Consider the following 26,111-nt stretch of genomic DNA (forward strand, 5'->3'; position numbering starts at 1 on the left):
GGTCACGACCTCCTCGCCGGCGGATGGTGGGGGCGGCCTGCCTGTGACGCGCCACTTGGTGCGCGTTGGGCCTGGAGGATGGCGGCATTGCGCAGCTCCGGGCGCACGATGTCGTCCTGGGCGAGCAGGGCGGCCAGCCTGTGGCGGCGTACCGTGTCATCGGCCGTCGCGGCCGGGTCGTGAGAGGCGGTGGTGCGGTGGGTCATGATCGTCTCCATTTCCCCTGGGATGCTCTGGAAAGGGTGGTTCGGCAAGCGCCGACCCAGGGGAGGGGAGTCGCACGCCGCTTTAGCTGCATTTCTATTCCGCCCGCAAGTTGGTGCTTAAATCGGCGGAGGCCCGAGGGCCAGGCAACAAAAAACCCGCTTTGCACATGCTAAAGCGGGCCTCTGGCATCGCTTTAGCGGCATTTTTAGAGCGCCCGCAAGCTGGTGTTCAAATCGGCGCTGAGATGGACGTTAGCGGTGAGCTGATAGGGTGTCAACGGCGATGGCGGGCGATGTTCATGACCCGTTGATTTCATTGCTGATATCAACTTACTTCGTGATCGAGATATAATGAAAGTCCAGCCATCCGAGAGGATCGCCTCATGACCCGAACACGACTCACGCCAAAGAAGGCCCGGTTTGTCGATGAATATCTGATCGACCTCAACGCCAACCAAGCCGCCATCCGTGCCGGCTACAGCGAAAAGACGGCTCGGCAGGTAGGTGCCGAAAACCTGTCAAAACCTGACATAGCCGCCGCCATCGACGACCCCGTCCAGAAGCGCAGTGGGCGCACCTAGATTGACGCCACCTACGTCCTCCAGCGTTTGGTGGAGATCGACCAGATGGACGTCATCGACATTCTCAACGACGACGGCGGCCTCAAGCCTATTCGAGACTGGCCGAAGGTCTGGCGCACCACAATCAGCGGCCTGGACCTCTCAGAGTTGTGGGAAGGCCATGGCGATGAGCGGCAGCTGGTCGGCCTCCTCAAGAAGATCAAGTGGCCGGACAAGCCGAAGAACCTCGAGCTTCTCGGTAAACACGTCGCCGTCCAGGCCTGAAAGGAGCAGCGTGAACTGTCGGGCAGATTGACCACCACTCACGAAGAGGCCCTGTAGGCTCTCGATTGAAGGAAGGGCTGGCCTGGCTGCTACCTCAGAAAACTACAGTTCGAGCGAGACCTGAGAGGAAGCTGGCGTGACTGGCCGACCGTCTCAAGAGCCTGCTGCCAGGTAGGGAATAGTAGGGATGAGAACTGGGCTAGTTTCAGCGCCAATCGGTATCATCTGGGATCATCCGAGCCCCTTCCCGTTGGTAGGGTAGATTGTGGGTTATAAATTAAAGATGCTTATAACGTGTTGATTATTTAATAGGTGAGCGGACTCCTCCCCTCCGCAACGAATATCAAAAAATTTCACTGATTTCAAAGACTTTTTTATTTTATAAGTATATTCACCCCACACCTTGTGACTGGCTTCTACCGGCACCTCTGGGATGGGGTTCGCGTTGTTCATATAACTTCTTTAGGTTCACATTCGTGGAACTAAAGGTGTCTATGGGGCGATAAGGGGTTCATAGCAGCAATGCCAGAATCCAACTCATCGGCAAGCGCCCGGGCGGTGACCGCAGCGAGCGTCAGACCCAGGTGACCATGCCCCGTGTTGACCCAGATCCCCGGATGGCGGCGAAGCCCGCCGACATAGGGGACGCCGTCTGGGGTGGTTGATCGCGACCCGACCCAGGGTGTCCTGATCCCCGCCCCGAAGTGATGCCTGGCGATCCGGTCGAGCTGCTTGATTCGCTGCCGACTCGCTGGGGCATCTGGCCGTGCAAACTCCGACAGTCCGGCGATCCGGACGCCGTCCTGCATGGGCGTGGCGAAGACGCCGTGGTTGGCCAGCCCCACCGGCCGCACCATGTCGATCGGCTCGTCGACGATGGCATGGTAGCCGCGCTCGGAGGCGATGGGCAGGTCGATGCCGGCCCGCTTCAGCAGGTGCTTGGTGGAGGTGCCGGTCGCCAGCACCACATGATTGGCCGAGAGCTCGCCCCCCTTCAGCCCGACGGTGTGCCCTCCGTCGCGTGGCCGGATCGATTCGACGCTGGCCTGCTCGAACCTGCCGCCGATGGCAAGGTAGTAATCGAAGAGGTTCGTGCTGAGGACATAGGGATCGATGGCAAACCGGGCATCGGGATAGAAGACCCCGCCGCTGTGCTCGTTCCTGAGCCCACCGACCTTGTCCTTGACCTCGTCGCCGGTCAAGGTCGCGTAGGGAATGTCGAAGGCCCGCTTGTACTGCGCCTCGATGTCCAGAAACTCCTGGAACGATGCCTGCTTCTCGAAGGCGACGACGACCCCGGACGACTTAACCAGCGACTGGCCGCCCGAGGCATCGAGCACGGCTTTCCAGCAGCCCCAGGCATCCTTCATCAGCGAGCCCATCGAGTACCCGCTCGCCTCCCACTCCCGCTGCTTCGTGGCACGCAGGAAATACCGTCCGAACTTCGAGAGCTTTAGCGCATAGCTCGAACGGATGGACAGCGGGCTGTCCTTGTCGAGCACCATCGGCACGAGGTTCTTCCTCATGCTGGGGGTGATCAAGGGCATGACGGCATAATTGGCAATGACCCCGGCGTTGCCATACGACGTGCCGGCGCCCGGAACGCCATTATCCACCAGGCAGGTATCATAGCCTTTCTTCACAAGGGCGATCGCGGTGTTGAGGCCGACGACACCCGCTCCTACCACAATTACTGTGTAATCCATGACGCGGATATCCTTCATGAACGAACCGCGAAGGAGCCATGCTCCTCTGCGCCTCCTATTAATTTCAAGTTCTTGGCATCATCCGGATAGAAATTTAGGCATACAGTGACGATGTAGAATGCGTGAAGATGCACAGGGCGCTCACGCGATAGATGGCAGCTTGGTCTTCCGCTGAGAGGTGGCGATAGCAGTGAGTCATGGCAACACCGGACCTGATGGGGCAAGCGTGGAACTTGGTCATTGAGACCGCCCTTCCTTGCTTTCGCTATCAGGATCTTGTCCTGGCAGCTTTCGTAACTGCTCTCGCACATTCCATTAGAGGTGGTCCAAGCGTGCTTAACGCATCTTGGAGAGTCCATCGGCTGCTTGGCGTAGTGATATGCACAGCCGCTACGGGATCCCCAGCCGCATTCAGGACCGGTGCGGCAATGTTCAGATCGCCAAGGAAGAACTCGGCGTTATTCCACGCCACTCCGTATGTCCTGCACTCCTGGATTATGCCCACCAGTTCGTCGATGTCTGTGACGGTTTCCGGCGTGTGCTTGACGAGTTCGGTGCTCTCCAGGTAACTACGAACCCTTGCTTCCGGAAGAGCGGAGAGGTAGGCACGCCCTGACGCCGAGCAGTACATCGGCACGCTGCTACCGATGGGCATGTGGAGCGGGATGTATTGGCGGCTCGTGAAGCGCGCCACGTACACCATCTCATTGCCACTGGGCTCAGTGAGCGACACGGTTTCCAGGTAGCGGTTGCTCAGGTCTGACAGATAGGGGTTGGCACAGTCCACAAGCAAGTCGGCTTCAAGGTACTGTGAAGCTACCTTCATGATCTTGATGCCGATACGGTACTTTCGGGTGCCTGGAACCCGTTCCAGGTAGTCAAGTTGCTGCAGGGTGTAGGTAATGCGCTGCACCGACCCCATGCTCATGCCACTGAGCTCAGCCAGCTCCGAAAGACTCAACTGGCTATGGTACGCATCGAACAATTCGAGAAGGCTGAACGCCTTCTCTATGGATTGGTTGAACAGCGCCGAGCGCCCTGCATCCCGTTCTGACTTTGTCATCCTGAATATCTCCCTGCCTACCGTTCCAGCCAGTCCTTGAGCCGATAGTAATTCACGGCCGTCCCCACGTAGAGGCGCTGAAGCCCATGCAGCGGAATCGGCCGGATGGGCGTAATGGGGAAGGGTAGACTCCCTTCCAGCGAGGCGCTTCCCAACTCTTCACCGACCAGCTTGCCGAGATGCGTACCCATTCCCACACCCCGGCCGTTGTAACCCAGTGCCACTGTGAGTCCAGGTGCCGTTTGGTGCACATGAGGCAAGGCATCGCGCGTCAGGGCGACGCGACCGGCCCAGCGATACTCGATCTCGATCCCTTTCAAGGAGGGGTAAAGCTTGTGCATTGCCCGTTCCAAGTGGTGGAAATCCTGGTCCCCATTCGGATCGTGGAAAGGCCCACGCCCCCCCATCAAGAAACGTCCTGTACTGTCACGTCGGAAGTACAGCAACAGCTTGCGGGCATCTGAGGCCACCTCTCCTCCAGGCAATATGCCCTTTCCTTCCGCCTCTGTCAGGGGCCTGGTAGACAGTTGGAAACTGTTGGCAGCGATCACGCTCTTCTCGAGCCCCGGCTGCAATCCTCCTGTATAGCCGTTGGTGCACAACAGCACCTGTTCGGCTTCCACCGTTCCCCCGGTGGTCATCGTGACTCGCCACTTGCCAGCCTCCCGGCTCAATGCCTTCACCGCAGAGTGCTCAAAGAGACTTGCCCCAGCGGTTTCGGCAGCGTTGGCAAGCCCCCGAGCATAGGCTAACGGGTTCACGCTTCCTGCGCGCGGATCCAGCCAACCGCCGAGGTAGGCATCAGTACCCAGTCGACTCGCACACTCGGAGCGGTCGAGCCACGATACCTCGACCCCGCGGTTTTCCCACTGCTGGGCTCGGGTTCGAATCGACTGCAGACTGGCCTGGGTCGCTGCCGGCTGGATCCAGCCGTTACGCGTGGCCTCACAGGGAATGTCGTGACGATTGATCAAATCGAAGACAACGTCCGCATTGCGACCGCTGATATCGATCATCCGCTCCCCGCGCTCTTGACCATATCGAGCGATCAGTTCGTCAGGATCATATTTCAGGCCCGGTATCACTTGGCCACCATTGCGACCCGAGGCACCCCACCCAATCGCACATGCGTCTACGAGCATTGTGTCGATACCCCGCTCGGCAAGGGCCAGGGCAGCGGAAAGGCCAGTGAAGCCGCCGCCGACCACCATCACATCGGTGCGATGATGTCCCTTCAGAGCCGGGCGTAGCGGGGCCTCCGGCGCGGTATCAGCCCACAGCGTGGGCGGCATGGGTGTCATCTGTGTCATCGAGGTGCTTCCTACCGTTCAGTCGCTGTGTTTAGTGGTTGAGCACTCGTTTCAGGAAATCCTGGGTGCGCTCATGTTGCGGCGCGCTGAGCACTGTTTTGGCAACCCCTTCCTCGACGATCTCCCCTCCGTACAGGAAGCACACACGATCAGCGACCTCTTTGGCGAAACTCATCTCATGGGTGACCACGACCATGGTCATGCCTTCCTCGGCGAGATCGCGCATGACTTTCAACACGTCACCCACCAACTCCGGATCCAGTGCTGAGGTCGGTTCATCAAAAAGGATAGCGTCGGGGCGCATTGCCAAGGCGCGGGCTATGGCCACACGCTGCTGCTGGCCTCCCGAAAGTGACTGCGGATAGGCGTCCACCTTGTCCCCGAGGCCGACCTTCTCCAGCAACTCGATTGCATGCTGACGAGCTTGCTGGCGAGGCTCGTTCTTGACATAGACGGGACCCTCCATGACGTTCTCCACCACTGAGCGGTGGGGGAACAGATTGAAGCGCTGGAAAACCATCCCGACTCGGGTACGCAGCTCGTTGATGTCCTTCTGCTCACTGTCCACACGGCGATTGTTGATGGAGATTTCGCCATCGTCATAACTTTCCAACCCATTGACGCAGCGAAGCACGGTGGACTTGCCGGAACCTGATGGACCGATGAGGCAGACCACCTCGCCAGCCTTGACCTCCAGGCTAACGCCCTTGAGCACCTCTACGTTGCCGAAAGACTTGTGGATGTTGTCGATGGTGATCACTTGCTACCCCCCTTTCCTGATTTTCCGAAATAACGCTCCAGGCGGTTTACCCCGAAGATCAGCGGCAAGCTGAGGGCCAGGTACATCAGCGCCAACATGGTATAGACCGTTGTGTTCTGGAAGGTGGATGCGGCAATCAACTGTCCAGCTCGGGTCATTTCCGCCACTGTGATGGTGGATGCCAGGGACGAGTCCTTGAGGATCATGACCGACGTGTTGCCATAGGGCGGTAAGGTAATGCGGATCGCCTGGGGCAGGATGACCCGGCGCATGATCAGGCGGCTCTTCATCCCGATTGATTTGGCCGCCTCGATCTGACCGGGGTCAATTGCCTCGATACCGGCGCGGAAGTTTTCCGCTTGGTAGGCACTGTAGGCAATACCGAGACCAATGATGCTTGCCTGGAAGGCGCTGAGCTGAATGCCAAGCTCGGGTATCACGAAATAGATGTAGAACAGCTGCACGATAATCGGCAGGCCGCGGATCACATTGACGATTGTGCTCGCCGTTGTCGATAATGCGCGAACCGGTGATAGCTTCATCAGGGCCAGCAATAGTCCCAACACTGTACTGAGTATCAGCGCACCCACCGTGATCTGCACGGTGACCACTGCGCCTTTCAGCAGGATCGGGAAGAACGCTGCAATGTCAGAGAACTCCATAATGTGCCTTCTTGTAGCCATGCGCTCCCCTGGGCGGCTCCATAGAACCACCGCTCGGGTGAGCGTCAAATAAGGGGAAAGAGAAAGGCGCCGATCAGAGCCGACGCCGGGCCGTGGAGTTTACAGGCCCCACTTGTCGAAGATGGCCTGCAGGGTGCCGTCTTCCTTCATCTTGGCCAGAGATGTGTTGACCTGGTCCAACAGCTCGGTATTCTCCTGCGCGACAGCCAGGCCGATATACCCCACCATCTGCTGTTCATAGTCCTCGGCCAGCTTCAAATCAGGAAAGAGTCCTTCATTCAGCTGATAGCCCATGATGGGTTTATCGCCCACACCGGCCACGATCCGCCCAAGCGAAACATCGCGCATCATGTCGGCGAGGGTGTCGTAATTGCGGATCTCGGGAAAGAGGCCGGTTTCCTCAAGCTGGCGTACATAGGTTGTACCAACCTGGGCGCCAATCACTTCGCCTTCAAGATCTTTCAAGTTGGTGATCTCTCCTGAGTAATCGTTCTGGACGATCACGCTTTCACCGTAAGGGTAGACATCGTCGCTGAACGCAACGACTTCGGCGCGCTTTGGCGTCTTGAGCATGGCGGCCGAGATGATATCGATCTTTCCGGCCTTCAGGGATGGAATCAGAGCATTGAACGGAGATTCTTGGACGGTGACGTCATACCCCATGTCTTCACTGAGTGCATGGATGACATCGACCATGGCGCCGGTGATTTCATTGGTCTGCACATCCAGGAAGGTAAAGGGTATACCGCTGGGAGTGCCGCCGGCGCGGAGAGTTTCCTGGGCGTGGGCTGTGGTGAGTCCGCCGATCGTCAAGGTCACGCCCAATAATCCCGGAATCAACAGTTGCTTGACCCGTTTGACGGGATTGCTGAGGTGGGCTGTTGAGCCAGCAAGAGAAGCGGTAAGAGTCATGGGACACCTTTCTGCATATTAGATTGTTGTTGACAGGTTGTGCATGAAGCACCCATAGACCTTAGCCAAGGCTTATTCTATCGTCAAGTGATAGAAACTATCGCAATGCGATAGTTTTGTGGATGGGTTCGGACTGCTCTGAGCTCGACAACGCTGTTTTTTCTCACATTTTGTGGAGCTGCTTGCGGCGATTCAGCGAGCCGATGCTCTTCGAAAATTGCCGTGTGCTGCACGGGCAATCAGACTTGGTACCGACGAGGAGCATCGCCATCTGCATGGCTGCTATCTGGATACCGACGGCCCGCGAGAGCACTCTGCGAGCCTGCTGAAAAACAGTGCTTAGATAGAGGAGGTCGGTCGAATGGAAAAGGTCGCATTCCGACAGATGAAGGAGGGCACCCGGGAAGAGTACGTCTTTCTTGAGCGCCTGGATGACGAGTTCAATCAAGGCCTGGTGGACCGCATCCTGGTGGCGCTGCGCAATCTGGAGCAAAGCCTCAGCGGTTACCAGGTCACTCGGCTGGAGCATTCACTTCAGGCGGCCGCCCGCGCCGAAGCCGACGGCGCCGACGACGACATGATCGTGGCTGCACTGTTGCACGATCTCGGCGATGAGCTGGCGCCCTATAACCATTCCCAGCTGCCCGCGGCGATCATTCGCCCCTACGTGCGCGGCGAGGTCACCTGGGTGGTTCACCACCATGGCCTGTTCCAGCAGTTCTACTACGCCCATCACTTTGGGGGTGATCCGAATGAGCGTGACCGTTACCGGGATCACCCCTGGTTCCAGAGCTGCGTGGACTTTTGCGAGCGGTACGATCAAGCCGCCTTCGATCCCGATTATCCAACGCCGCCCCTCGAACACTTCGAGCCGGTGCTGCGCCGGGTGTTATCTCGCACGCCCTTCGACCCGGCGGTGATTGGAGAAGAGCATTCCCTCGAAGCTTGATGTGCCTTCAATGGCCTGACTCGGGTGCTCCAGCCTGACGTGTTGCCGACGAATGCTATGTCACGTCTGCCAGGGTTAGAGGCAGTGCGCTCCGCTCGTCAAACGCATGTGGCGCGGGCCTGGTCGGCAAGCCCTTCAAGCAAGGCGGCGATGGCGGGCCCGGCGCCGCCTGGGTCGTCGTCCCTCCCGGAAGAGGAGAGGGGCAGAGCCCCCGGCCGGGTAGGGTGCTAGGGCCTCAGCCCCAGAGGTCCAGAAGCCGATACCAGTTGGTCATCGCCACGATGCCGAGTCGCCGCATCGAATAGAACGGGATGGCCTTCTGCGTCGTGATGGGCAGCGGCAGGCCTTCCTGGTTGCCGTCGATGAGGTACTGGGCCAGCGGCTGGCCGATGGCGGTGCCCATGGCCACTCCGCGTCCCGAGTATCCCAGCATGCACATGAGGCCGGGCTGCGGCTCGTGCAGGTGGGGCAGGAAATCGGGCGTGACGGCGAAGCGGCCAAACCACCGAGACTCCCATTCCGTCCCCTTGAGCTGGGGAAAGATGCGATCCAGCTTGTGCTCCACATCGCGGAAGGATGCCGCCGAGTCGGGATCGGCATAAGAGCCCCGGCCCCCCAGCAGGAGGCGACCCTCGTCATCCATGCGCATGTAGGTCAGGACCCTGCGCGTGTCGGAGCAGCCCTGGCGTCCCGGGAAGATCGTGCGCTGGGCCTCGGCCGACAGCGGCTTCGTGGCCACGATGAAGCTGGTGAGGTCGACGATGGACTTCCGCAGGTCGGGGATCAGGTCATCGGAGTACCCGTTGGTGGCGACGACCACCTTGTCGGCCTTGAGGATCCCGGTGTCGGTGGTGACCTGCCAGCGGCCCTGGCGCTTGGAGATGTCCTTGGCCGGGGCGTTCTCGTAGACGTGCCCCCCCTTCTCGATAATGGTCCTCGCCAGCTCCCGCGCGAAGCTCAGGGGCTGGATGGTGCCCGCATTGGGATACAGGAAGGCGCTCTTGTAGTAGTCGCTGCCGATGCTTCGGGCCGCTTCGGCCTCGGAGAGTTCCTTCACGTCGATGCCGTGTTCACGCCACTGCTCGGCGCGCTTCAGGGCCGACTCGTGGGCACTGACGTTGTGGACCGCCTGCAGCCAGCCCTGATCATGAAGGTCGCAGTCGAGCTCATGCCGCTTGATGATGTCGATGGCCTTGTTGGAACTGCTCTTGGCAAACTCGAAGACCTTGCGCCCCTGGTGCTCGCCCAGTTTCTCGACCAGCTGGTCCGGGTCCCACTTCAGGCCGGGAATGATCTGGCCGCCGTTGCGGCCCGAGGCCCCCCAGCCAGGCTCGTGACTGTCGATGACGGCGACGCGGGAACCCTTTTCGGCCAGCGCCAGCGCCGTCGAGAGCCCGGTGAAGCCGGCCCCGACGATCACGACGTCATAGTCGGCCGTCCCCTCCAGGGTGCGGTATTCCGGTGCCGAAATCGCCGTTTTCGTCCAAAGAGAGTCCTGGAACCCAGCAAAGCCTGGCATGTGTCTTGTCCTCGTGGCCAGAAATGATGTCCCGACATGGTAGCTGGGCCATGGCATAATCATAATGAATATATATCAATTATTGATAACTAATGGTTATGCACGTAGGCTGAAGGCATCGGCTCAGGATATCCCCACTCATGACCATGAATATCAAGCACCTACGGCTATTCCACGAGATCATGACCACCGGCAAGATGTCTGTCGCTGCCGAGCGCATGAGCTTCAGCCAGCCGGCGGCCAGCAAGATGCTGGCGAGTCTCGAGGAGCAGCTCGACTACAAGCTGTTCTTTCGACAGCAAGGGCGCCTGCTCCCGACGCCGGAAGCGATGTTCCTGCATGCGGAAACGCTGAACGTGCTGCAGAGCCTGCGTCGGCTGGAGGAGAGCTTCGAGCGGGCGCGCCATGGGCAGACGGGCAAGCTCACCATCGGCACCATCTTCGGGCCGAGCTACGGGCTCCTGCCCGACGTCGTCAGCGACTACATCGACGAGCACCCCGGCCTGAACGTCAGCCTGCAGGTCATGAACTCGGGGGCGGTCTGCGAGTATGTGGCCTCGGGCCAGATGGAGGTGGGGCTGGCGGACCGGGTCAGTCCGTCGAATCGATACGAGGTCGAGGGCGTCGAGTTGCCGGTCTACTGCGCGATCCACAAGGATCACCCCATGGCTCACCACGATATCCTCTCGCCGCGCCTGCTGGCGGATGAGCCCTGGATCACCCTCGATCCGGAGTCTGGCCTGTATCACGCCCTCCAGGAGAGCTACCACGCGGAGGGCCTGACGTTCCTGCCGACCATCGAGGTCAACACCAGCCTGAATGCCCTGTCGTTCGTGCAGCGCGGGTGCGGGGTCGCCCTGATCGACGCGGTCAATCGCCATTACTACAAGCGCACCTTCATCCAGGGCGACGTGGTGTTCAGGCGGTTCTCGATACCCATGAGCGAACCGCTCAGCATCATCTGGTCGAACTTCAAGCCCCTCTCGAGGCCTGCCCGGATGTTGAGGAAACAGATTCTCGAGACCCTCGACCGGATCATCGCCGACCAGACCGTCTAGCGACTCCGCGCAGCGGTCGAGCCCATCGCCGCGGCCGCCGTTACGCCGGGCGCTCCGTCCTCGACACTGCCCCGCGACTGCGGGGAAGCCTGGGGTCTCGCGCCCTCTCCCCGGTGCTGCGGGGCCCTTGATGGCGGGCAAGCGCATAACCCCAAGTTAATGAGTGTTTGTATATATTCATTTGGTCTATGGGTAGGGGGTTGCTACCGTCATAGGACTTGCCTATCGAAGGTAACAAAGAACACTAATATGAAGCGCGGTTTTTCGAGCGTTCTTCATTAGTTGAAACTCAAGGATAGTGGTATGGCTGTCAATAACAATGAAGCAGGGCCAAAGCCCGAGCAGGGCGGCGCCGACCAGCGCATGGTCGTCATTGATCGCATCTCGCGACGCTTCAGCATCGATGGCGGCAAGACCGTCGTCACGGCGCTCGACGATGTCTCCAACTACATCGACCGAGGCGAGGTCGTCGTCATCATCGGCCCCAGTGGTTCGGGGAAGAGCACGCTCCTGCGCACCCTGAACGGGCTGGAAAGCATCGACGAGGGCCACATCCTCATCGACGGTGTGGACCTGGCCGACAAGAAGACCAACATGAACACCCTGCGCGCCGACGTCGGCATGGTCTTCCAGCACTTCAACCTCTTCGAGAACAAGACGTGCCTGGAAAACATCGTGTTGCCCCAGGTCGTCGTGCTCAAGAAGAACCGCGAGGAAGCGGAAAGGGTCGCCCGTGCCCTGCTCGAGCGGGTGGGTATTCCGGATCGCGAGAACAACTACCCGCGGCAGCTGTCCGGCGGGCAGCAGCAGCGCGTGGCTATCGCCAGGGCCCTGGCCATGAAGCCGAAGATGATGCTGTTCGACGAGGCCACCTCGGCCCTGGACCCGGAAACCGTCAACGGCGTCCTGAGCCTGATGAAGGAGCTGGCTTACGACGGCATGACCATGGCGGTCGTGACCCACGAAATGGGCTTCGCTCGCGAAGTCGCGGATCGGGTCATCTTCATGGACGGCGGTCGTGTCATCGAGGAGGGCTCTCCCGACCGGTTCTTCGACGCGCCGGAAAGCGATCGCGCGAAGAAGTTTCTCGAACAGATTCTCTGATTTGCCATGAAGGCAGATGAGGGGTGCCCGGAAGGCACCCCAAGCGAGCCCGTTGGCTCACATTGAAAACCAGGAAAACAACAACTCTGGAGGACTCTCCGATGTTAAACCTGAAACGCCTGATGACATCCGCCTTTGCCTGTGTCATGGCCACCTCGGCACCCATGATGGCCAGTGCCGATGAGAGCACCATGGAAAAGATCATCAACAGCGGCGAGATCAGCATCGCCGTGCAGACCCAGGGGCCCCCCATCAGCTTCATCGACAAAAACGGCGAGCGCACCGGTCTGGCCGTCGAGATGGCACGCACCTTCGCCGACGACATGGGGGTCGAGCTCGTCATCAAGGACTACGACTGGAAAGGCCTGATTCCGGCCCTGACCTCCGGCAAGGTGGATTTCATCGCCGCGGACATGACCCCGACGGCCAAGCGTCACATGCAGATGCTGTTCACCGAGCCGGCCTTCTATTCCGAGGTGGTGGTCTTCGCGAAGAAGGGCCTGGACCTCGACTCCTGGAAGGACCTCAACAGCGGCGACTACGCCATCGGCGCGGCTCAGGCCTCGTCCTATGCCGACCAGGCGCGTGAAAAGCTGCCGGAAGCCGAGCTGAAGGCCTACGCCGGGGCGACGCCTCAGGTGGTGCAGTCCGTGCTAGGCGATCGCGTACAGGCCGGCGTCTCCGACCGGGCCGCCCTGGCGACCTTCCTCAAGCAGAACGACGAGCTCGAGATCATCGGCACGCTCAACAAGGAGCCGCTGGGCTTCGCCGTGCGTCCGGACTCGATTCACCTGCTGCTGGCGCTCAACAACTTCCTGCGCCTGATCGAGCATGACGGTCGCCACCAGGAGCTGCTGGACTACTGGTGGAACAGCACCGACTGGGAAGCCGACCACAAGTAATTTCCTGCATCATCGACATGACTGACAGGCCTGCCTCGGCAGGCCTGCTTTGACTTTCACGCTTACCCCGTCGACTCCTGTGATAACAATGAATAGCTCATATGCTGTCCCAAGAGGCCAAACATGAACTGGCTTAATGGAATATATAACTTCCGCATTGTTTCCGATTATTTCGAGACATTCCTCAACGGCATCTTCAATACCGTATGGATCACGCTGGTGTGCCTTGGCTTGTCAGTGTTTTTCGGAATCTTTCTGGCACTCATGCGGATGTCGTCGATCAGCGTGATGTGGCGCACGGCAGCCGCCTACATCCAGTTCGTGCGGGCAACGCCCCTGCTGATCCAGATCTATCTCGTCTATTACGGCCTGCCGGGCCTGATCGGCAACTTCTTCGATGAGACGCAGACCGGCATCATCGCACTCACCCTTCACACGACGCCCTACATGGCCGAGATCATCCGTGCCGGCATCGTCTCCGTTCCGAAGACACAGACGGAAGGAGCCCAGGCGGTCGGGATGAACAGCGCCCAGGCGATGTACCACATCATCCTTCCCCAGGCCATTGCCAAGCTGATCTCGCCTCTGCTGGGACAGGCCGTGGTGCTGCTCAAGGACACGTCGCTTCTGAGCATCATCGCCGTCTTCGAGCTGATGGGGGCGGGCCTGATCATGTTCTCGGAAACCGTCTCGGCCACTGAAAGCTACGTCACCACGGCGATCTGTTACCTGCTCATCTACCTGATGATGCTGGTCGCCTCGGGCTTCATTCAACGCAAGCTGGGTGGCACGGCCACTTACGCCACCTAGCGGGGGATCTCTCATGGAATGGTTCGCACAGAAATGGCAGGTGGTGGACAGTCTGTCCCCCTTTCTCCTGCATGGGCTTTGGATGACGTTTCAGGTCTCCATGATCGCCATCATCCTGGGCAGCCTGCTCGGCGCCGTCCTGGGCATCATGAAGACCCTGGATTCCCGGGCGCTGCGTCTCGGCATCGATGCCTACATGCACTTCTTCCGGGGCACGCCCTACCTGGTGCAGCTCTACCTGATCTACTTCGTCCTGCCGTCGCTCGGCATTGCCTGGCTGCAGTTCGACAGCTATACCGCCGCCATCGTGTCGCTGACGCTCTACACCGCCAGCTACGTGACGGCCATAGTGGCATCGGCCATCGATGCCGTGCCGAGAGGCCAGGAAGAGGCCGCTCGCGCCTGCGGCATGACCAAGGCCCAGCGGCTTTACCACATCATTGTGCCCCAGGCCCTGCGGCTGACGGTGCCGCCCATGGCCAGCGTGTACGTCATCGTGATCAAGAGCACGGCCGTGCTCTCCGTCATCGGGCTGTCCGAGCTCACCCGCCAGGGCGAGACCTCCATCCTGCGGATGCCCCAGGACACCATGTTCATCTACGCGCTGATCGCGGGCCTGTACTTCGTGTACTGCTATCCGGTGCTGCGGTTCGCTCGCTGGGCCGAGCGTCGCGTGGGGTCCTCGGCGGCAGCCCAGGAGAATGCCTGATCGCTGTCAGGCCGGGCCGGCAGCGGCCTGAATTCATCATCGTGTCGAGGGCATTAGCACAGTGGAACCAGCAACCAGAGTGGCACCCGAAACCCAGCAGCGCGTGGCCGTGATCGGTGCCGGCATCGTCGGCGTGTGCAGCGCCCTGGAGCTGCAGAAGCGAGGCTATCGCGTCACGCTGGTGGAAGCGCGCGACCCGGCGGCGGGCGCCTCGGCCGGTAACTGCGGACTGATGGCCGTGGGCGCCGTGGTGCCCTTCGCCAAGCCCGGCACGTTCAAGAAGGTCCCGGGCTGGTTGCTGGACGCCAAGGGCCCGTTGAGCATTCGTCCGAGCTACCTGCCGACGCTGCTGCCCTGGATGACGCGCTTCCTCATGGCCGCCCGACCCTCGCGCGTCCGGGCCAGCAGCCTCGGGTTGGCGGCACTGACCGAGCGGGCCCTGGGGGCCTACGAGCCCTGGCTCGAGGCCGCCGGCATCCGCGATATCCTGAAGCCCCGGGAAACCCTGGTGGTGTATGAAACGGCAGCGGAGTTCCACCGGGATCGCGCCGATCTCGAGATGCGTCGCGAGCGCGGGTTCGGGCACGACTTCGTGCCGCATGACGAGCTGCGTGCCCTGGAGCCGGACCTGGCCGATGACTTTGCCTGCGCGGTGCGCCTGAAGGGGTGGGTCTACTTCGCGGATCCCGCGCGCCTGGTGAGGTCGCTGCATGGCCTCTTCCTGGAGCAGGGGGGGCGGTTCGTCGCCGGCAGGGTCACGGGGATCGACCACGACAACGGCGTCGCCACCTCCCTGCGGGTGGAGGGGCAGGAGGACATGGCCGCCGATCATGTCGTCATCGCCGCAGGTGCCTGGTCCAGGACGCTGGCCGCCGGGCTGGGCGACGCTGTGCCCCTCGAGGCGCTGGCGGGCTATTCCACCACCGTCGGCGACGCCGGCGTCCGGCTGCGGCACCCGATCACCTACTCCGCCGGCGGCTTCGTGGTCACGCCCATGGAGGGCGGCCTGCGCATCGGCGGCACCATCGAGATGGGGGGGCTGGATCACGCGCCCGACTTCCGGCGCGCCAGGACCATCGCCCAGCAGGCCAGGCGCCTCTTTCCCGGGATCGCATCCGTGGAAGGGAAGGAATGGATGGGGTATCGCCCGTTCATGCCGGACACCCTGCCGGTGATCGACCGGGCATCACGCTGCCGCAACGTGGTCTATGCCTTCGGGCACGGGCAGGTCGGCATCACCACGGGGGCCATCACCGGGCAACTTGTGGCCCAGCTGGTGGCTGGCGAGCCGACGTCCATCGACCTGCAACCCTACTCGGCACAGCGCTTCGCCTGACGGCGCCGCGCCGTCGCCCTCACATTCTATTATCGCGTTAACTATTAGCGGGGGTAGTCAGCTTTCGGGGTTGCTAGTAAACTGGTCTAATCATGCGAGGCGCCAATGCGACAAGGCGCCGAGCCGAGATCCGAACCCATCGACAAGGGAGTTGCCGCATGGCCTACGACACCCTGCTGACACCGACCCGCCTGGGCAGCCTGACGCTGCCCAACCGCATCCTGATGGCGCCGCTGACCCGGGTCCGCACGCCCGACAGCGTTCCGGGCAAGCTGCAGGAAGCCTACTACGGTCAGCGTACCGGTGCGGGTCTGATCATCAGCGAGGCGACCAACATCTCGCCCACCGCGAGGGGCTACGTGTATACCCCCGGCATCTGGACCGACGAACAGGAAGCCGGCTGGAAGGGCGTCGTGGACGCCGTGCACGCCAAGGGCGGACGCATGGCACTCCAGCTCTGGCACGTGGGGCGCGTCTCCCACGAGCTGGTGCAGCCCGACGGCCAGGCCCCGGTGGCGCCGAGCGCGCTGAAGGGGGAGGGCGCCAAGTGCTTCGTCGAGTTCGAGGACGGCACGGCCGGCCAGCACGAGACCAGTACCCCGCGGGCGCTGGAGACGCACGAGCTGCCCGGCATCGTCGACGACTACCGCCAGGCGGCCATTCGCGCCAGGCGGGCAGGCTTCGACATGGTCGAGGTTCACGCCGCCAACGCCTACCTGCTGAACCAGTTCCTGGCTACCGGCACCAACCGGCGCACCGACCAGTACGGCGGTTCGATCGAGAATCGTGCGCGCTTCCCGCTGGAGGTGGTCGATGCGGTCATCGAGGTAGTCGGCGCGGACCGTACCGGCATTCGCCTGACGCCGTTCATCGAGCTCTTCGGGTTGACCGATGACGAATCCGAGGAGATGACGTTCTACCTGCTCGAGCAGCTGTCCCAGCGCGGCCTCGCCTATGTGCACGTCAACGAGCCCGACTGGGCAGGCGGCGACATCACGTTCAGCGATGATTTCCGTCGCGCGATGCGTGAGCGTTTCACCGGCAGCCTGATCTTCTGCGGCCACTACGATGCGGCGCGTGCCGAGCGGATCATCGAAGAGGGCATCGCCGATGCGGTGGCGATCGGTCGCTCCTACATCGCCAACCCCGATCTGGTCGAGCGCTTCCGCGTGGGCGCCGCGCTCAACGAGCCGAATCCCGAGACCTTCTACGGCGGCGACGAGAGGGGCTACACCGACTATCCGTTCCTGGATAACGGCTTCGACCGTCTCGCTTGACCGCGCCAGCCCCCGTTCAGCCCGATGACCCCATCGGGCCTTCACTCCCCGCTGGCGGGAGGCGAGCCCTTTCTCCCGTCTTCCCGGAAGGGCGTCGTCCCGAGTACCGAGGTGTCAGGCGTCACCGGGCGTGCTTCGCGGCGTGGAAGCCGGCCCTCGGCAGGATCACGACTTGCGCGGGGGCACCACGACGACCGGCACGGGCGAGCGCTTGATCACGCCCTTGGTGATCTTGCCTGCATAGGTGGCCGAACGGCGCTTGTTGGCGGCGAGCACGATCATGTCGCTGCTGGTGCGCCGGGCGTAGTCGGTGATCACCTGGGCGGGGTAGCCCTCCAGGACGCTGCACGGCAGTTCCCGATAGCCATACGCCTCGCGCAGCTCGGGATGGCCCGCCCAGAAGGTCTCGATCTTTGAATCCAGGACCTCCTTGGCCTCCTTGAGGCGTTGATCCCTCAGGGTGTCGAGGATGTGACGGTCGGGGATATTGACCCGCAGCGTGTTCACGACGTCATCGGACAGGGACTTGACCGCGTGCAGGACGTCGACCTCGGCGCCGGTGGCCACGGCGAGGGTCACGGCCTGCTCGAGCACCGGGTCGCAGTCGATCTTCAACCCCACGCAGCACAGGATCCGACGAATGCCTTGACTCATGATGCCTCCTCCCGGGGCACGGTGTCGGTGCACCGCCCCGCAATATCAGTGATGGGTAACAAGCGTAAGCTTATCGTACTCGGCCTCGGCGAGTGAGATCATCATGAGGGCCGTTCCGGGTCATGCCATGGGCGACTTCCGTCTGGTCGTGACCTGCGATCAGGCCTGCTCCGTTCATCGCAATACCATCTCCGGTCCATTCGAGATCCGCATCAATCCTCCAGGGATCGATGCTGGGTGAGGGATATGACCGTATCATGCGAGCCTTTACCCTCTGCCGGGTGACCCCACTGCGGTCTGCACCGGCGAGCGGAGTCCTGTGGCCGGTGCCAGGTGGCTCTGCGCGGTCAATCGCGCGCCGGGCGATCGGTCATCCCCATCACCCGGAGGCGGGCAGGGCACTCGTCCACCAGACGAGACCAGGAGAGCAGCCACATGAAACCTCACAACCTCACCACCTCGGCCGCGGACTGGAGAGCCCGTCTCGCCCTGCGGCTCGGCAGCGTCCGCGCCATCGGCCGCGGGTTGCTGGTGTGCGTCACCATCGCCCTGGCCACCACCTTCATCGCCGACCATTACGGGGGGCCGACGCTGCTCTACGCCCTGCTGTTCGGCATGTCGCTGCACTTCCTGAGCGAGGAGGGGCGCTGCCGCGAGGGCGTCGAGTTCGCCGCCAGCACCGTGCTGCGGCTGGGGGTGGCACTGCTGGGGGCGCGGATGACCCTCACCCAGGTGGGCGACCTGGGGTTCGGGCCCGTGCTCACCGTAGTCGGTGCTGTGGCACTGGTCATCGCCATGGGGTCGGTACTGGCCCGGGCGCTGGGCCTGGATCGCGACCTCGGGCTCTTGACCGGCGGCGCCGTGGCCATCTGCGGGGCGTCGGCGGCCCTGGCTCTCTCGGCGGTGATGCCGCGTCACGACACTCACGAGCGCAACACCATCCTCACGGTGGTCGGGGTGACCACGCTCTCGACCATGGCGATGGTGACCTATCCGCTGATCGCCGGGGTCCTGGAACTCGCCAATGCCCAGGCGGGGATCTTCCTGGGCGGCACCATCCACGACGTGGCCCAGGTGGTGGGGGCCGGCTACATGATCTCGGAGGAGACCGGTGACATCTCCACGCTGGTCAAGCTGGTGCGCGTGGCCATGCTGGTGCCGGCGGTGATGGTCTTCATGTGGCTCTTCCGGGCCTCGCGCCAGGAGGAGGGCGCTGCGACCAAGGTGCCGATGCTGCCAAGCTTCCTGGTGGGCTTCGTGGTCCTGGTTCTGATCAACAGCCTGGGGCTCATTCCCGAGGCGGTGAACGAGGGGATGTCGACCCTATCCCGCTGGTGCCTGGTCACCGCCATCGCGGCGCTGGGCATCAAGACCTCGTTCCAGAAGCTGGCGGTGGTGGGGTGGAAGCCGGTGATCCTGATGGCCCTGGAGACCCTCGTCCTGCTGGTCGTGGTGCTCGGCGTGGTGCTGGTCGCCGGCCTGGGGACCTGATCGCCCGCCGCCCGACCAATCCCTGAGATGAAGAGGCCCGTCAGCGTCCGCTGGCGGGCCTCTTGCATCTCTGCCCGGGATCTGGAGGCGGGTGCCTCATCCGGCCTGCTTGATTTTATAGACAGTCGGTCTATATTGGTGGGCATGACACACGCGACCTCCAAGCCACGACGCGGCCGGCCCCCCAGGGTGCCGCGCGATGATCCCGATACCCGGGCGGCCCTGATCCGCAGCGGCACCGAGGTGCTGACCGAACAGGGCTTCGTGGTCTCCGGGATCGACGGCATCCTCAAGCGCGTCGGCGTGCCCAAGGGCTCGTTCTACTACTACTTCGAGAGCAAGGAGGCGTTCGGACGGGCCGTGATGGAGCACTACGGCGCCTACTTCGCGGAGAAGCTGGATCGCCACCTGGAAGATGCCACGCGCTCGCCGCTGGCGCGCATCGAGGCCTTCGTCGCCGATGCCACCCACGGCATGGCGCGCCACGACTTCCGCCGGGGCTGCCTGGTGGGCAACCTGGGGCAGGAGGCGAGCGGCCTGCCGGAGGGGTTCCGGGCGTGGCTCCGGGCGACCCTGGCTGACTGGCAGCGGCGCCTGGCCCGCTGCCTGCGCGAGGCCCAGGCGGCCGGCGAACTCGATCCGGGCGCTGACTGCGACAGGCTCGCCGAGGCCTTCTGGATCGGCTGGGAGGGGGCCGTGATGCGGGCCCGCCTCGAGCGTCGGGCGAGCCCCCTGGAGACCTTCATCATGACGTACATGGAGGGGCTGCCGCGACAGGCGGAGGCTTCTTCGTGACGTCTCATAGACGATCGGTCTGTAAACGACCGATGGATACATGCCAGTTCCATAATGAGGTGCACGATGTTCAAGGCCATTCTGATCGACAAGAACGACGAGGGACAGCAGGTCGGGGTCCAGACGCTGGACGAGTCGCGCCTGCCGGACGGCGATGTCACGGTGCGGGTCGACTGCAGCACCCTCAACTACAAGGATGCCCTGGCCATCACCGGCAAGGGGCCGGTGGTCCGCCAGTTCCCCATGGTGCCCGGGATCGACCTGGCGGGTACGGTCGAGAGCTCGACGGCCGAGGCCTACCAGCCCGGCGACGCCGTGCTGCTCAACGGCTGGGGCGTGGGCGAGAAGCACTGGGGCGGGCTGGCCGAGAAGGCTCGTCTGGACAGCCGCTGGCTGATTCCCCAGCCGTCGGCCTTCAGCGCCCGCCAGGCCATGGCCATCGGCACGGCCGGATATACTGCCATGCTTTCGGTGATGGCGCTGGAGAATCAGGGCGTCACCCCGGATCAGGGTGAGGTGCTGGTGACCGGGGCCAACGGCGGCGTCGGCAGCTACGCCATCGCGCTGCTCTCCCGGCTGGGTTACCGCGTCGTGGCCTCCACCGGCCGTCTCGAGGAGACGGACTACCTCAAGGGTCTCGGCGCCGAGTCGGTGATCGACCGGGCCGAGTTCTCCGAGCCGGGGCGCCCCCTGGCCAAGGAGCGCTGGGCGGGGGCCATCGACTCGGTGGGCAGCCACACCCTGGCCAACGTCCTGGCCTCGACCCGCTACGGCGGCACCGTGGCGGCCTGCGGGCTGGCCCAGGGCATGGACCTGCCGTCCAGCGTCGCCCCCTTCATCCTGAGGGGCGTGACCCTGGCGGGGATCGACAGCGTGATGCGGCCCTACGCGGATCGCGTCGAGGCCTGGCGTCGGCTCGGGGAGCTGCTCTCTCCGGAGCAGCTGGACGCCATCACCCGGACGATCTCACTGGAGGAGGCCGTCGACACGGCGGGTGAACTGCTGGCGGGCCGGGTCCGCGGCCGGGTCGTGGTGGACATGTCGCGCTGACGGCGGGGCAGGGACGACCTGCCTGGCCTCATCCTGCGAGGGGGCACGCCACTGGCGTGCCCCCTCGTCGTTTCCGGCTCCGCTATCCTGCGGGGGCCACTCCGGTCGCCCCATGCTCACGGCAGGGTCGAACAGGCAGGCTCGAACACCATCGCCGCCGTGTGACGGCCGGCCCCGGCTCAGGTCGCCTCGGGCAGGTGGCGTATCCACGCCAGGGCCCCGGCCCTCTCGCGGGCAGGGAAGACCCGGACCTCCAGGGGGTGGAAGAGACGGTTCTCGAGCTCGGCCAGCGGCCGGAGCCAGGGCCGGTCGGTGACCACCGCGATGCGGTGGTAGTGCGACAGCTCGCCGATCTGGGTCAGCCCATAGCCCAGGTCACGCAGCAGGGCGGTGAAGGTCATCCAGCGCATGTCGTCGATCTCGGCATAGAGGCTGACCCTGGGATGGGCCTGCTTGGCCTGCTCGATGGCATCGATGGCCTGCTGCAGGTCGTCGGCATCCACCCTGCCGCTGGCGCGCAGGGCCACCACATGGGGTTCCTCCGCGGGGATGAGTTCCAGCATGGTCGTCTCCTTCGATGGCGCCTCCTTTCAGCTTAGCGTTCCGGCGCTGTCATATCGGCTTCGCAGGACACCTCGGCCCACGGGGTGACCTGCCCTCGAGGGGGCGGGCTCGACGCCGCGATGGGGAGGCGAGGGCGATTAGGCTATGCTGGTGTCCGTAACGAAGGCCAGGCCGCCCATCCAACCCCAGGGAGAGTTCCCGCATGCCGTTCCGTCACCTTCTTGCCAGCCTGCTGCTGGCGATGCCGCTGGCCGCCGTCGCCGAGGCCCCCAACATCGTCCCGGGCCAGTGGGCGTTCACCAGCACCACCTCCGTGGGAGGGGACCTGCCGATCCCCGACCAGACCCAGAGCCACGAGGAGTGCATCGCCCAGGGCGATCTCGAGGACGAGGAGTTCAGCTTCATCGAGGAGGAGGAGGGCTGCGAACTGCTCGATCAGCAGGTCACGGTCGATGGCATGGACTACCGCATGGTGTGCCGGGCCGAGGGGGGGGAGGCCAGCATCATCGGCCGCATGGACTTCCTCGGCGAGCGGGTCGAGGGCAACGTCGACATCCTGGTCGACTCCTCCGCGGGCCAGCTCAGGATGACCACCGCCATCGACGGCCAGCGCATCGGCGACTGCTGAGTCGCTAGCCCAGCAGCAGTGCACCGTAGAGCAGCCCGCCCAGTACCACCAGGGCCGGGTGGACGCGGAAGCGCAGCAGGGCGAACGCCGCGGCGACGGCGATAAGCAGCGTGTGGCCCCACCCAGAGTCGGCCACTCCGGCCTGCAGGAAGCCCAGGGCCAGCCAGGCCATCATCATGGCGATGACGGGGCGAACCCACTGGCTCATCCGCCGGACGCGCGGCGATTCGCGATGGCGGTAGAGCAGGCCCAGGGCGCCCAGCATCAGCAGCAGGGAGGGCACCACGGTGGCCAGGACCGCGACCAGCGCCCCTCCCCAGCCGGCGACCTCGTAGCCGATGTAGCCTCCCATCTTGGTCGCGATGGGGCTCGGCAGCGCATTGCCCAGTGCCAGCGTCTCGGCGAAGGTCTGGGCACTCATCCAGCCATGGCGCCCGACCACCTCGGCCTCGATCAGCGGGATGATCGCCGGCCCCCCGCCGTAGCCGATGATGTTGGGAATGAAGAAGGCCAGGAACAGCTGCCAGTAGATCATCGACCGGCCTCCTGTTCCCGGCGGGCGACTGGCGTGACCAGGGCCGCCAGCAGCAGGGCGCCGATGACCAGCCCCGGGTGCACCCCGAGCCAGTAGATCAGTCCTCCGGCCACCCCGGCCATGCCCAGGCTGACCCAGACCCCGATGGCCAGCCGCGACTTGTTCCAGAAGTCCAGGGTCAGCTGCACCATCATCACCATCACCACCGGCACCACGCCCTGGCTCATGCCCTGGATCCAGCTCACGTCGCGGTAGCGGCTGAAGACGCCCAGCAGGGCGATCATGGCGACGATCATCGGCACGATCACCGCCAGCACGGCGATCGCGCAGCCGCTGACCCCGGCCACCCGGTAGCCGATGTAGCCGGGCATCTTGGTGGCGATGGGGCCGGGCAGGGTGTTGGCGATGGCCAGGACGTCGCCGAAGGCCTCCTCGTCCATCCAGCCATGGCGCTTGACGACCTCCTGCTGGATCAGCGGGATCATCGAGGGGCCGCCGCCGAAGCCGAGCAGGCCGATGCGCAGGAAGGCCCAGAAGAGCGGCCTGAGGGGAGGCGAGGGGGGCACTGACATCCGGGCACTCCTGGGGACATGTCGACACCGTCCCGTGTCGGGAGAGACAGGGGCATGAAAAATCGATTATCCTGGCCCAAGGTAAGGTTGCCCGGTCCCCGGGGTCAAGGCGGGTTCCGTCGGGCAGACCGCGCCTCCACGCGTCAAGGAGTTCTCGATGGCCAAGCCCGCCTCTCCGCTCACCCATGCCAGCCGTGTCTTCGAGCGGCTGCGTCAGGACATCGTCAACGGGCGTTTCAAGGCCGGCGAGAAGATCGCTATCAATACCCTCAAGGCGCGCTATGAGGTGGGGCTGAGCCCCCTGCGCGAGGCGCTGAACAAGCTGGCGGCCTATGGGCTCCTGATCCAGGAGAACCAGCGCGGCTTTCGGGTGCCCGGTCTCGACCGCGCCGAGCTGGACGACATCGCCGAGATGCGCCGCCGGCTCGAGTGCATGGCGCTGGAGCAGGCCATGCGCTATGGCGATGCCGAATGGGAGTCGGCCCTGCTGGCCGCGGCCCATCGGCTGCGCCGCGCCGACGGCGACTCGGTGGAGCAGTGGGAGGCGCTGCACCTCCACTTTCACCGGACCCTGGTGGCGCCTTGCGGCTCGCCCTGGCTGCTGCGCTTCATCGAGCAGCTGCATGACCAGTTCGACCGCTACCGGCGGCGTGCGCCGGACAATCCGTCCATCCGCGAGGTCCTCGATGCCCAGCACGACCAGCTCGTGGAACTCGCCCTGAAGCGCGAGACCCGGGCCGCCAGCCTGTGCCTCGAGAACCATGTCCTGCTCTCCTACCAGGTCGCCCTGGAAAGCTGTCGCGACTGATCACCGGCGGCTTCCTCCCTTGCGGTCTCGGTGCCATCCCGTTGCGGAGAAGGAGGGAAGCGCCACCCGGCGGACGTCTGGCGCGTTGGAAAAAAACCTGCAGGTCTGATAAAAATCGATTTTATGGCATGGCCGTTGCCGAGGCCCCGTCCTGGCTCCATCGCGACCTGACGGCCCTCGGCGACAGGCCGGAAGGGCCCACGGTGCGACGCCGTGCCCCGGTTCCTGCCCCCTTAATGACGACAAGGAACACCGATGATCCATACACGACGCAGCTATGGCGGCATGTGCACGGCGCCGCACCACCTCGCCGCGGAAGCCGGGCGGGACGTGCTGCGAGAGGGGGGCAATGCCGTCGAGGCGATGGTGGCCGCCGCGGCCACCATCGCCGTGGCCTATCCCCACATGAATGCCATCGGCGGTGATGGCTTCTGGCTGATTCACGAGCCGGGCAAGCCCCCGGTGGCCATCGATGCCTGCGGGCCGGCGGCCGGCCAGGCCACGCCTGCCTTCTATGCCGGTCACGACGCCATCCCGGAACGCGGTCCGCGTGCGGCCCTGACCATGGCCGGCACCGTGGACGGCTGGCGCGAGGCACTCGAGGTGGCGTCTTCCTGGGGAGAGCCCCTTCCGCTCGCGCGCCTGCTGGGCGATGCCATCCACTACGCCCGCGAGGGCGTGGCGGTATCGCGCAGCCAGCAGGCCCTGACGGCCCGCCATGCCCCGGCCCTCTCGAGCAGCCCGGGATTCGCCGAGGCCTTCCTGCAGGATGGCGAGGTGCCTCGCGAGGGGGAGCGGCTGCGCCAGCCGCGGCTCGCGGCCACCCTGGAACGTCTGGCCCGGGCGGGACTGGACGACTTCTACCGGGGCGAGCTCGCCGACAGCATGGCGGCCGACCTGGCCGCCCTGGGCAGTCCCCTGTGCCGTCAGGACTTCAGCGACTATCGCGCCCGGCGGGTCACGCCCCTGGAACTCGCCCTGAAGGACGCGACCCTCTACAACCTGCCGGCGCCCACCCAGGGGGTGGCCTCGCTGATGATCCTCGGGCTCTTCGAGCGGCTCGGGGTGACCGAGGGGGAGAGTGCCGCGCACCTGCATGGCCTGATCGAGGCCACCAAGCGGGCCTTCCTGCTGCGCGACCGGCATGTCACCGACCCGGAGCATCTGGACATCGACCTCCAGTCGCTGCTCGAGGAGTCGGCGCTGGCGCAGGAGGCCGGCGAGATCCGCATGGACAGGGCGCTGCCCTGGCCCCACGAGCCGGTGCCTGGGGACACCATCTGGATGGGGGCCGTCGATGACCAGGGACGCGGTGTCAGCTTCATCCAGAGCATCTTCTGGGAGTTCGGCAGTGGCGTGGTGCTCCCCGAGACGGGGGTGCTGTGGCAGAACCGCGGGATCAGCTTCTCCCTGGACGAGCGGCACCTGCGGGCGCTCGGGCCGGGGCGCAAGCCGTTCCACACCCTCAATCCGGCCCTGGCGCGCTTCCGGGACGGCCGCACCATGGTCTACGGCACCATGGGTGGCGAGGGGCAGCCCCAGACCCAGGCGGCGGTCTACTCGCGCTATGCGCTGTTCGGCGAGCCGCTGCAGCAGGCGGTCAGTGCCCCACGCTGGCTGCTTGGCCGCACCTGGGGGGAGTCGAGCACCAGCCTCAAGCTCGAGTCGCGCCTCGCCGGCCCGATGGCCGACGCCCTGCGCTCGGTGGGCCACGATGTCGAGGTGCTCGACGAGGCCTACAGCGACACCATGGGCCATGCCGGCGCCATCGTTCACCACCCCGATGGCCTGATCGAGGGCGCCCACGATCCCCGCAGCGACGGGGGCGCGGCCGGCTGCTGAATCGCCGGCGGGACGAGAGGGGT

Annotated in this window: 26 protein-coding genes, 1 pseudogene and 1 riboswitch; of the genes and pseudogenes, 15 read left to right on the forward strand and 12 right to left on the reverse strand. The window is 63.9% G+C overall.

Going from position 1 to position 26,111, the window contains the following annotated elements; all coding sequences use genetic code 11:
• Window positions 1-2: 2 nt before the first annotated feature.
• On the reverse strand, window positions 3-206 hold the full coding sequence (locus tag BOX17_RS13195) for a hypothetical protein (RefSeq protein ID WP_071945277.1): 204 nt from the start codon (window positions 204-206) through the stop codon (window positions 3-5).
• A 171-nt stretch (window positions 207-377) separates the two neighbouring features.
• Window positions 378-457: riboswitch (SAM riboswitch) on the reverse strand.
• Between the two features lie 132 nt (window positions 458-589).
• Here BOX17_RS13195 and BOX17_RS17255 point away from each other — a divergent pair.
• Window positions 590-1,051 (forward strand): annotated as a pseudogene (locus BOX17_RS17255) (terminase small subunit).
• Between the two features lie 482 nt (window positions 1,052-1,533).
• On the opposite strand, the gene BOX17_RS13210 reads toward BOX17_RS17255, so the two are convergent.
• The 6 genes from BOX17_RS13210 to BOX17_RS13235 all read right to left on the reverse strand — a co-directional run bounded on the left by BOX17_RS13210 (window position 1,534) and on the right by BOX17_RS13235 (window position 7,485).
• On the reverse strand, window positions 1,534-2,775 hold the full coding sequence (locus tag BOX17_RS13210) for an NAD(P)/FAD-dependent oxidoreductase (RefSeq protein ID WP_071945283.1): 1,242 nt from the start codon (window positions 2,773-2,775) through the stop codon (window positions 1,534-1,536).
• Between the two features lie 250 nt (window positions 2,776-3,025).
• Window positions 3,026-3,820: an IclR family transcriptional regulator gene (locus tag BOX17_RS13215; RefSeq protein WP_071945285.1), complete on the reverse strand. Its 795-nt coding sequence runs from the start codon at window positions 3,818-3,820 to the stop codon at window positions 3,026-3,028.
• A gap of 17 nt (window positions 3,821-3,837) precedes the next feature.
• Window positions 3,838-5,130 (reverse strand): NAD(P)/FAD-dependent oxidoreductase, encoded by a 1,293-nt coding sequence (locus BOX17_RS13220; protein ID WP_071945287.1) that lies wholly within the window; start codon window positions 5,128-5,130, stop codon window positions 3,838-3,840.
• 31 nt (window positions 5,131-5,161) lie between these two features.
• Window positions 5,162-5,890 (reverse strand): amino acid ABC transporter ATP-binding protein, encoded by a 729-nt coding sequence (locus BOX17_RS13225; RefSeq protein WP_071945289.1) that lies wholly within the window; start codon window positions 5,888-5,890, stop codon window positions 5,162-5,164.
• A complete protein-coding gene (locus tag BOX17_RS13230) occupies window positions 5,887-6,552 on the reverse strand; it encodes an amino acid ABC transporter permease (RefSeq protein ID WP_071945291.1) in 666 nt (221 codons plus the stop codon). The genes BOX17_RS13225 and BOX17_RS13230 overlap by 4 nt, the downstream gene beginning before the upstream one ends.
• Window positions 6,553-6,672: 120 nt before the next feature.
• Window positions 6,673-7,485: an ABC transporter substrate-binding protein gene (locus BOX17_RS13235; RefSeq protein WP_071945293.1), complete on the reverse strand. Its 813-nt coding sequence runs from the start codon at window positions 7,483-7,485 to the stop codon at window positions 6,673-6,675.
• A gap of 361 nt (window positions 7,486-7,846) precedes the next feature.
• Here BOX17_RS13235 and BOX17_RS13240 point away from each other — a divergent pair, with 361 nt between their 5' ends.
• On the forward strand, window positions 7,847-8,434 hold the full coding sequence (locus BOX17_RS13240; protein ID WP_071945295.1) for an HD domain-containing protein: 588 nt from the start codon (window positions 7,847-7,849) through the stop codon (window positions 8,432-8,434).
• A gap of 235 nt (window positions 8,435-8,669) precedes the next feature.
• Here BOX17_RS13240 and BOX17_RS13245 read toward each other — a convergent pair whose 3' ends face one another.
• The gene (locus tag BOX17_RS13245; protein WP_071945297.1) at window positions 8,670-9,953 is read right to left on the reverse strand and encodes an NAD(P)/FAD-dependent oxidoreductase; all 1,284 of its coding nucleotides are present in this window, start codon (window positions 9,951-9,953) and stop codon (window positions 8,670-8,672) included.
• A gap of 140 nt (window positions 9,954-10,093) precedes the next feature.
• Between BOX17_RS13245 and BOX17_RS13250 the strand changes: the two genes are divergently transcribed.
• From BOX17_RS13250 to BOX17_RS13280, 7 genes are all read left to right on the forward strand, one after another.
• Window positions 10,094-11,011, forward strand: coding sequence for a LysR family transcriptional regulator (locus tag BOX17_RS13250; RefSeq protein ID WP_244272142.1), 918 nt, complete (start codon window positions 10,094-10,096; stop codon window positions 11,009-11,011).
• A 363-nt stretch (window positions 11,012-11,374) separates the two neighbouring features.
• Window positions 11,375-12,115, forward strand: coding sequence for an amino acid ABC transporter ATP-binding protein (locus BOX17_RS13255; protein WP_164508657.1), 741 nt, complete (start codon window positions 11,375-11,377; stop codon window positions 12,113-12,115).
• Window positions 12,116-12,216: 101 nt separating this feature from the next.
• Window positions 12,217-13,017: an ABC transporter substrate-binding protein gene (locus BOX17_RS13260; RefSeq protein ID WP_071945299.1), complete on the forward strand. Its 801-nt coding sequence runs from the start codon at window positions 12,217-12,219 to the stop codon at window positions 13,015-13,017.
• A 123-nt stretch (window positions 13,018-13,140) separates the two neighbouring features.
• Window positions 13,141-13,827, forward strand: a complete 687-nt coding sequence (locus BOX17_RS13265; RefSeq protein WP_071945301.1) for an amino acid ABC transporter permease — start codon at window positions 13,141-13,143, stop codon at window positions 13,825-13,827.
• Between the two features lie 82 nt (window positions 13,828-13,909).
• Window positions 13,910-14,536: an amino acid ABC transporter permease gene (locus tag BOX17_RS13270; protein ID WP_244272143.1), complete on the forward strand. Its 627-nt coding sequence runs from the start codon at window positions 13,910-13,912 to the stop codon at window positions 14,534-14,536.
• Window positions 14,537-14,615: 79 nt separating this feature from the next.
• Window positions 14,616-15,872 (forward strand): NAD(P)/FAD-dependent oxidoreductase, encoded by a 1,257-nt coding sequence (locus BOX17_RS13275; protein WP_164508642.1) that lies wholly within the window; start codon window positions 14,616-14,618, stop codon window positions 15,870-15,872.
• Window positions 15,873-16,030: 158 nt separating this feature from the next.
• A complete protein-coding gene (locus BOX17_RS13280) occupies window positions 16,031-17,149 on the forward strand; it encodes an alkene reductase (RefSeq protein WP_071945307.1) in 1,119 nt (372 codons plus the stop codon).
• Between the two features lie 165 nt (window positions 17,150-17,314).
• Here the strand turns inward: BOX17_RS13280 and BOX17_RS13285 are convergent, their stop codons facing one another.
• Window positions 17,315-17,803, reverse strand: a complete 489-nt coding sequence (locus tag BOX17_RS13285) for a universal stress protein (RefSeq protein ID WP_071945309.1) — start codon at window positions 17,801-17,803, stop codon at window positions 17,315-17,317.
• Between the two features lie 435 nt (window positions 17,804-18,238).
• Here BOX17_RS13285 and BOX17_RS13290 point away from each other — a divergent pair, with 435 nt between their 5' ends.
• From BOX17_RS13290 to acuI, 3 genes are all read left to right on the forward strand, one after another.
• Window positions 18,239-19,294, forward strand: a complete 1,056-nt coding sequence (locus BOX17_RS13290; RefSeq protein ID WP_083582167.1) for a YeiH family protein — start codon at window positions 18,239-18,241, stop codon at window positions 19,292-19,294.
• Between the two features lie 144 nt (window positions 19,295-19,438).
• Window positions 19,439-20,089, forward strand: a complete 651-nt coding sequence (gene acuR / locus BOX17_RS13295; protein WP_071945311.1) for an acrylate utilization transcriptional regulator AcuR — start codon at window positions 19,439-19,441, stop codon at window positions 20,087-20,089.
• A 66-nt stretch (window positions 20,090-20,155) separates the two neighbouring features.
• The gene (gene acuI / locus BOX17_RS13300) at window positions 20,156-21,139 is read left to right on the forward strand and encodes an acrylyl-CoA reductase (NADPH) (RefSeq protein WP_071945313.1); all 984 of its coding nucleotides are present in this window, start codon (window positions 20,156-20,158) and stop codon (window positions 21,137-21,139) included.
• 179 nt (window positions 21,140-21,318) lie between these two features.
• On the opposite strand, the gene BOX17_RS13305 is transcribed toward acuI, so the two are convergent.
• Entirely contained in the window at window positions 21,319-21,702 is a 384-nt protein-coding gene (locus BOX17_RS13305) for a SpoIIAA family protein (protein ID WP_071945315.1), read from the reverse strand.
• 203 nt (window positions 21,703-21,905) lie between these two features.
• Here BOX17_RS13305 and BOX17_RS13310 point away from each other — a divergent pair, with 203 nt between their 5' ends.
• Window positions 21,906-22,331 (forward strand): DUF3617 domain-containing protein, encoded by a 426-nt coding sequence (locus tag BOX17_RS13310; RefSeq protein ID WP_071945317.1) that lies wholly within the window; start codon window positions 21,906-21,908, stop codon window positions 22,329-22,331.
• A 4-nt stretch (window positions 22,332-22,335) separates the two neighbouring features.
• Here BOX17_RS13310 and BOX17_RS13315 read toward each other — a convergent pair whose 3' ends face one another.
• Window positions 22,336-22,866 carry a chromate transporter gene (locus BOX17_RS13315; RefSeq protein ID WP_071945319.1) on the reverse strand — a complete coding sequence of 177 codons (531 nt, stop codon included), beginning with the start codon at window positions 22,864-22,866 and terminating at the stop codon, window positions 22,336-22,338.
• Window positions 22,863-23,438: a chromate transporter gene (locus BOX17_RS13320; protein WP_071945321.1), complete on the reverse strand. Its 576-nt coding sequence runs from the start codon at window positions 23,436-23,438 to the stop codon at window positions 22,863-22,865. Before BOX17_RS13320 ends, BOX17_RS13315 begins: the two co-directional genes overlap by 4 nt.
• Window positions 23,439-23,595: 157 nt before the next feature.
• Between BOX17_RS13320 and BOX17_RS13325 the strand changes: the two genes are divergently transcribed.
• A complete protein-coding gene (locus tag BOX17_RS13325) occupies window positions 23,596-24,246 on the forward strand; it encodes a GntR family transcriptional regulator (RefSeq protein WP_071945323.1) in 651 nt (216 codons plus the stop codon).
• A gap of 255 nt (window positions 24,247-24,501) precedes the next feature.
• Window positions 24,502-26,088 (forward strand): gamma-glutamyltransferase family protein, encoded by a 1,587-nt coding sequence (locus BOX17_RS13330; protein WP_071945325.1) that lies wholly within the window; start codon window positions 24,502-24,504, stop codon window positions 26,086-26,088.
• Window positions 26,089-26,111 lie beyond the last annotated feature (23 nt).

The sequence above is a fragment of the Halomonas aestuarii genome, assembly GCF_001886615.1.
GTDB lineage: Bacteria > Pseudomonadota > Gammaproteobacteria > Pseudomonadales > Halomonadaceae > Halomonas > Halomonas aestuarii.

Bases quoted from the DNA above. Each gene is read 5' to 3' on its own strand.
- BOX17_RS13195 (WP_071945277.1), bottom strand. From the start codon at position 206: ATGACCCACCGCACCACCGCCTCTCACGACCCGGCCGCGACGGCCGAT.
- BOX17_RS13210 (WP_071945283.1), bottom strand. From the start codon at position 2,775: ATGAAGGATATCCGCGTCATGGATTACACAGTAATTGTGGTAGGAGCG.
- BOX17_RS13215 (WP_071945285.1), bottom strand. From the start codon at position 3,820: ATGACAAAGTCAGAACGGGATGCAGGGCGCTCGGCGCTGTTCAACCAA.
- BOX17_RS13220 (WP_071945287.1), bottom strand. From the start codon at position 5,130: ATGACACAGATGACACCCATGCCGCCCACGCTGTGGGCTGATACCGCG.
- BOX17_RS13230 (WP_071945291.1), bottom strand. From the start codon at position 6,552: ATGGAGTTCTCTGACATTGCAGCGTTCTTCCCGATCCTGCTGAAAGGC.
- BOX17_RS13235 (WP_071945293.1), bottom strand. From the start codon at position 7,485: ATGACTCTTACCGCTTCTCTTGCTGGCTCAACAGCCCACCTCAGCAAT.
- BOX17_RS13240 (WP_071945295.1), top strand. From the start codon at position 7,847: ATGGAAAAGGTCGCATTCCGACAGATGAAGGAGGGCACCCGGGAAGAG.
- BOX17_RS13245 (WP_071945297.1), bottom strand. From the start codon at position 9,953: ATGCCAGGCTTTGCTGGGTTCCAGGACTCTCTTTGGACGAAAACGGCG.
- BOX17_RS13250 (WP_244272142.1), top strand. From the start codon at position 10,094: ATGACCATGAATATCAAGCACCTACGGCTATTCCACGAGATCATGACC.
- BOX17_RS13255 (WP_164508657.1), top strand. From the start codon at position 11,375: ATGGTCGTCATTGATCGCATCTCGCGACGCTTCAGCATCGATGGCGGC.
- BOX17_RS13260 (WP_071945299.1), top strand. From the start codon at position 12,217: ATGTTAAACCTGAAACGCCTGATGACATCCGCCTTTGCCTGTGTCATG.
- BOX17_RS13265 (WP_071945301.1), top strand. From the start codon at position 13,141: ATGAACTGGCTTAATGGAATATATAACTTCCGCATTGTTTCCGATTAT.
- BOX17_RS13270 (WP_244272143.1), top strand. From the start codon at position 13,910: ATGACGTTTCAGGTCTCCATGATCGCCATCATCCTGGGCAGCCTGCTC.
- BOX17_RS13280 (WP_071945307.1), top strand. From the start codon at position 16,031: ATGGCCTACGACACCCTGCTGACACCGACCCGCCTGGGCAGCCTGACG.
- BOX17_RS13285 (WP_071945309.1), bottom strand. From the start codon at position 17,803: ATGAGTCAAGGCATTCGTCGGATCCTGTGCTGCGTGGGGTTGAAGATC.
- BOX17_RS13290 (WP_083582167.1), top strand. From the start codon at position 18,239: ATGAAACCTCACAACCTCACCACCTCGGCCGCGGACTGGAGAGCCCGT.
- acuR (WP_071945311.1), top strand. From the start codon at position 19,439: ATGACACACGCGACCTCCAAGCCACGACGCGGCCGGCCCCCCAGGGTG.
- acuI (WP_071945313.1), top strand. From the start codon at position 20,156: ATGTTCAAGGCCATTCTGATCGACAAGAACGACGAGGGACAGCAGGTC.
- BOX17_RS13305 (WP_071945315.1), bottom strand. From the start codon at position 21,702: ATGCTGGAACTCATCCCCGCGGAGGAACCCCATGTGGTGGCCCTGCGC.
- BOX17_RS13310 (WP_071945317.1), top strand. From the start codon at position 21,906: ATGCCGTTCCGTCACCTTCTTGCCAGCCTGCTGCTGGCGATGCCGCTG.
- BOX17_RS13315 (WP_071945319.1), bottom strand. From the start codon at position 22,866: ATGATCTACTGGCAGCTGTTCCTGGCCTTCTTCATTCCCAACATCATC.
- BOX17_RS13320 (WP_071945321.1), bottom strand. From the start codon at position 23,438: ATGTCAGTGCCCCCCTCGCCTCCCCTCAGGCCGCTCTTCTGGGCCTTC.
- BOX17_RS13325 (WP_071945323.1), top strand. From the start codon at position 23,596: ATGGCCAAGCCCGCCTCTCCGCTCACCCATGCCAGCCGTGTCTTCGAG.
- BOX17_RS13330 (WP_071945325.1), top strand. From the start codon at position 24,502: ATGATCCATACACGACGCAGCTATGGCGGCATGTGCACGGCGCCGCAC.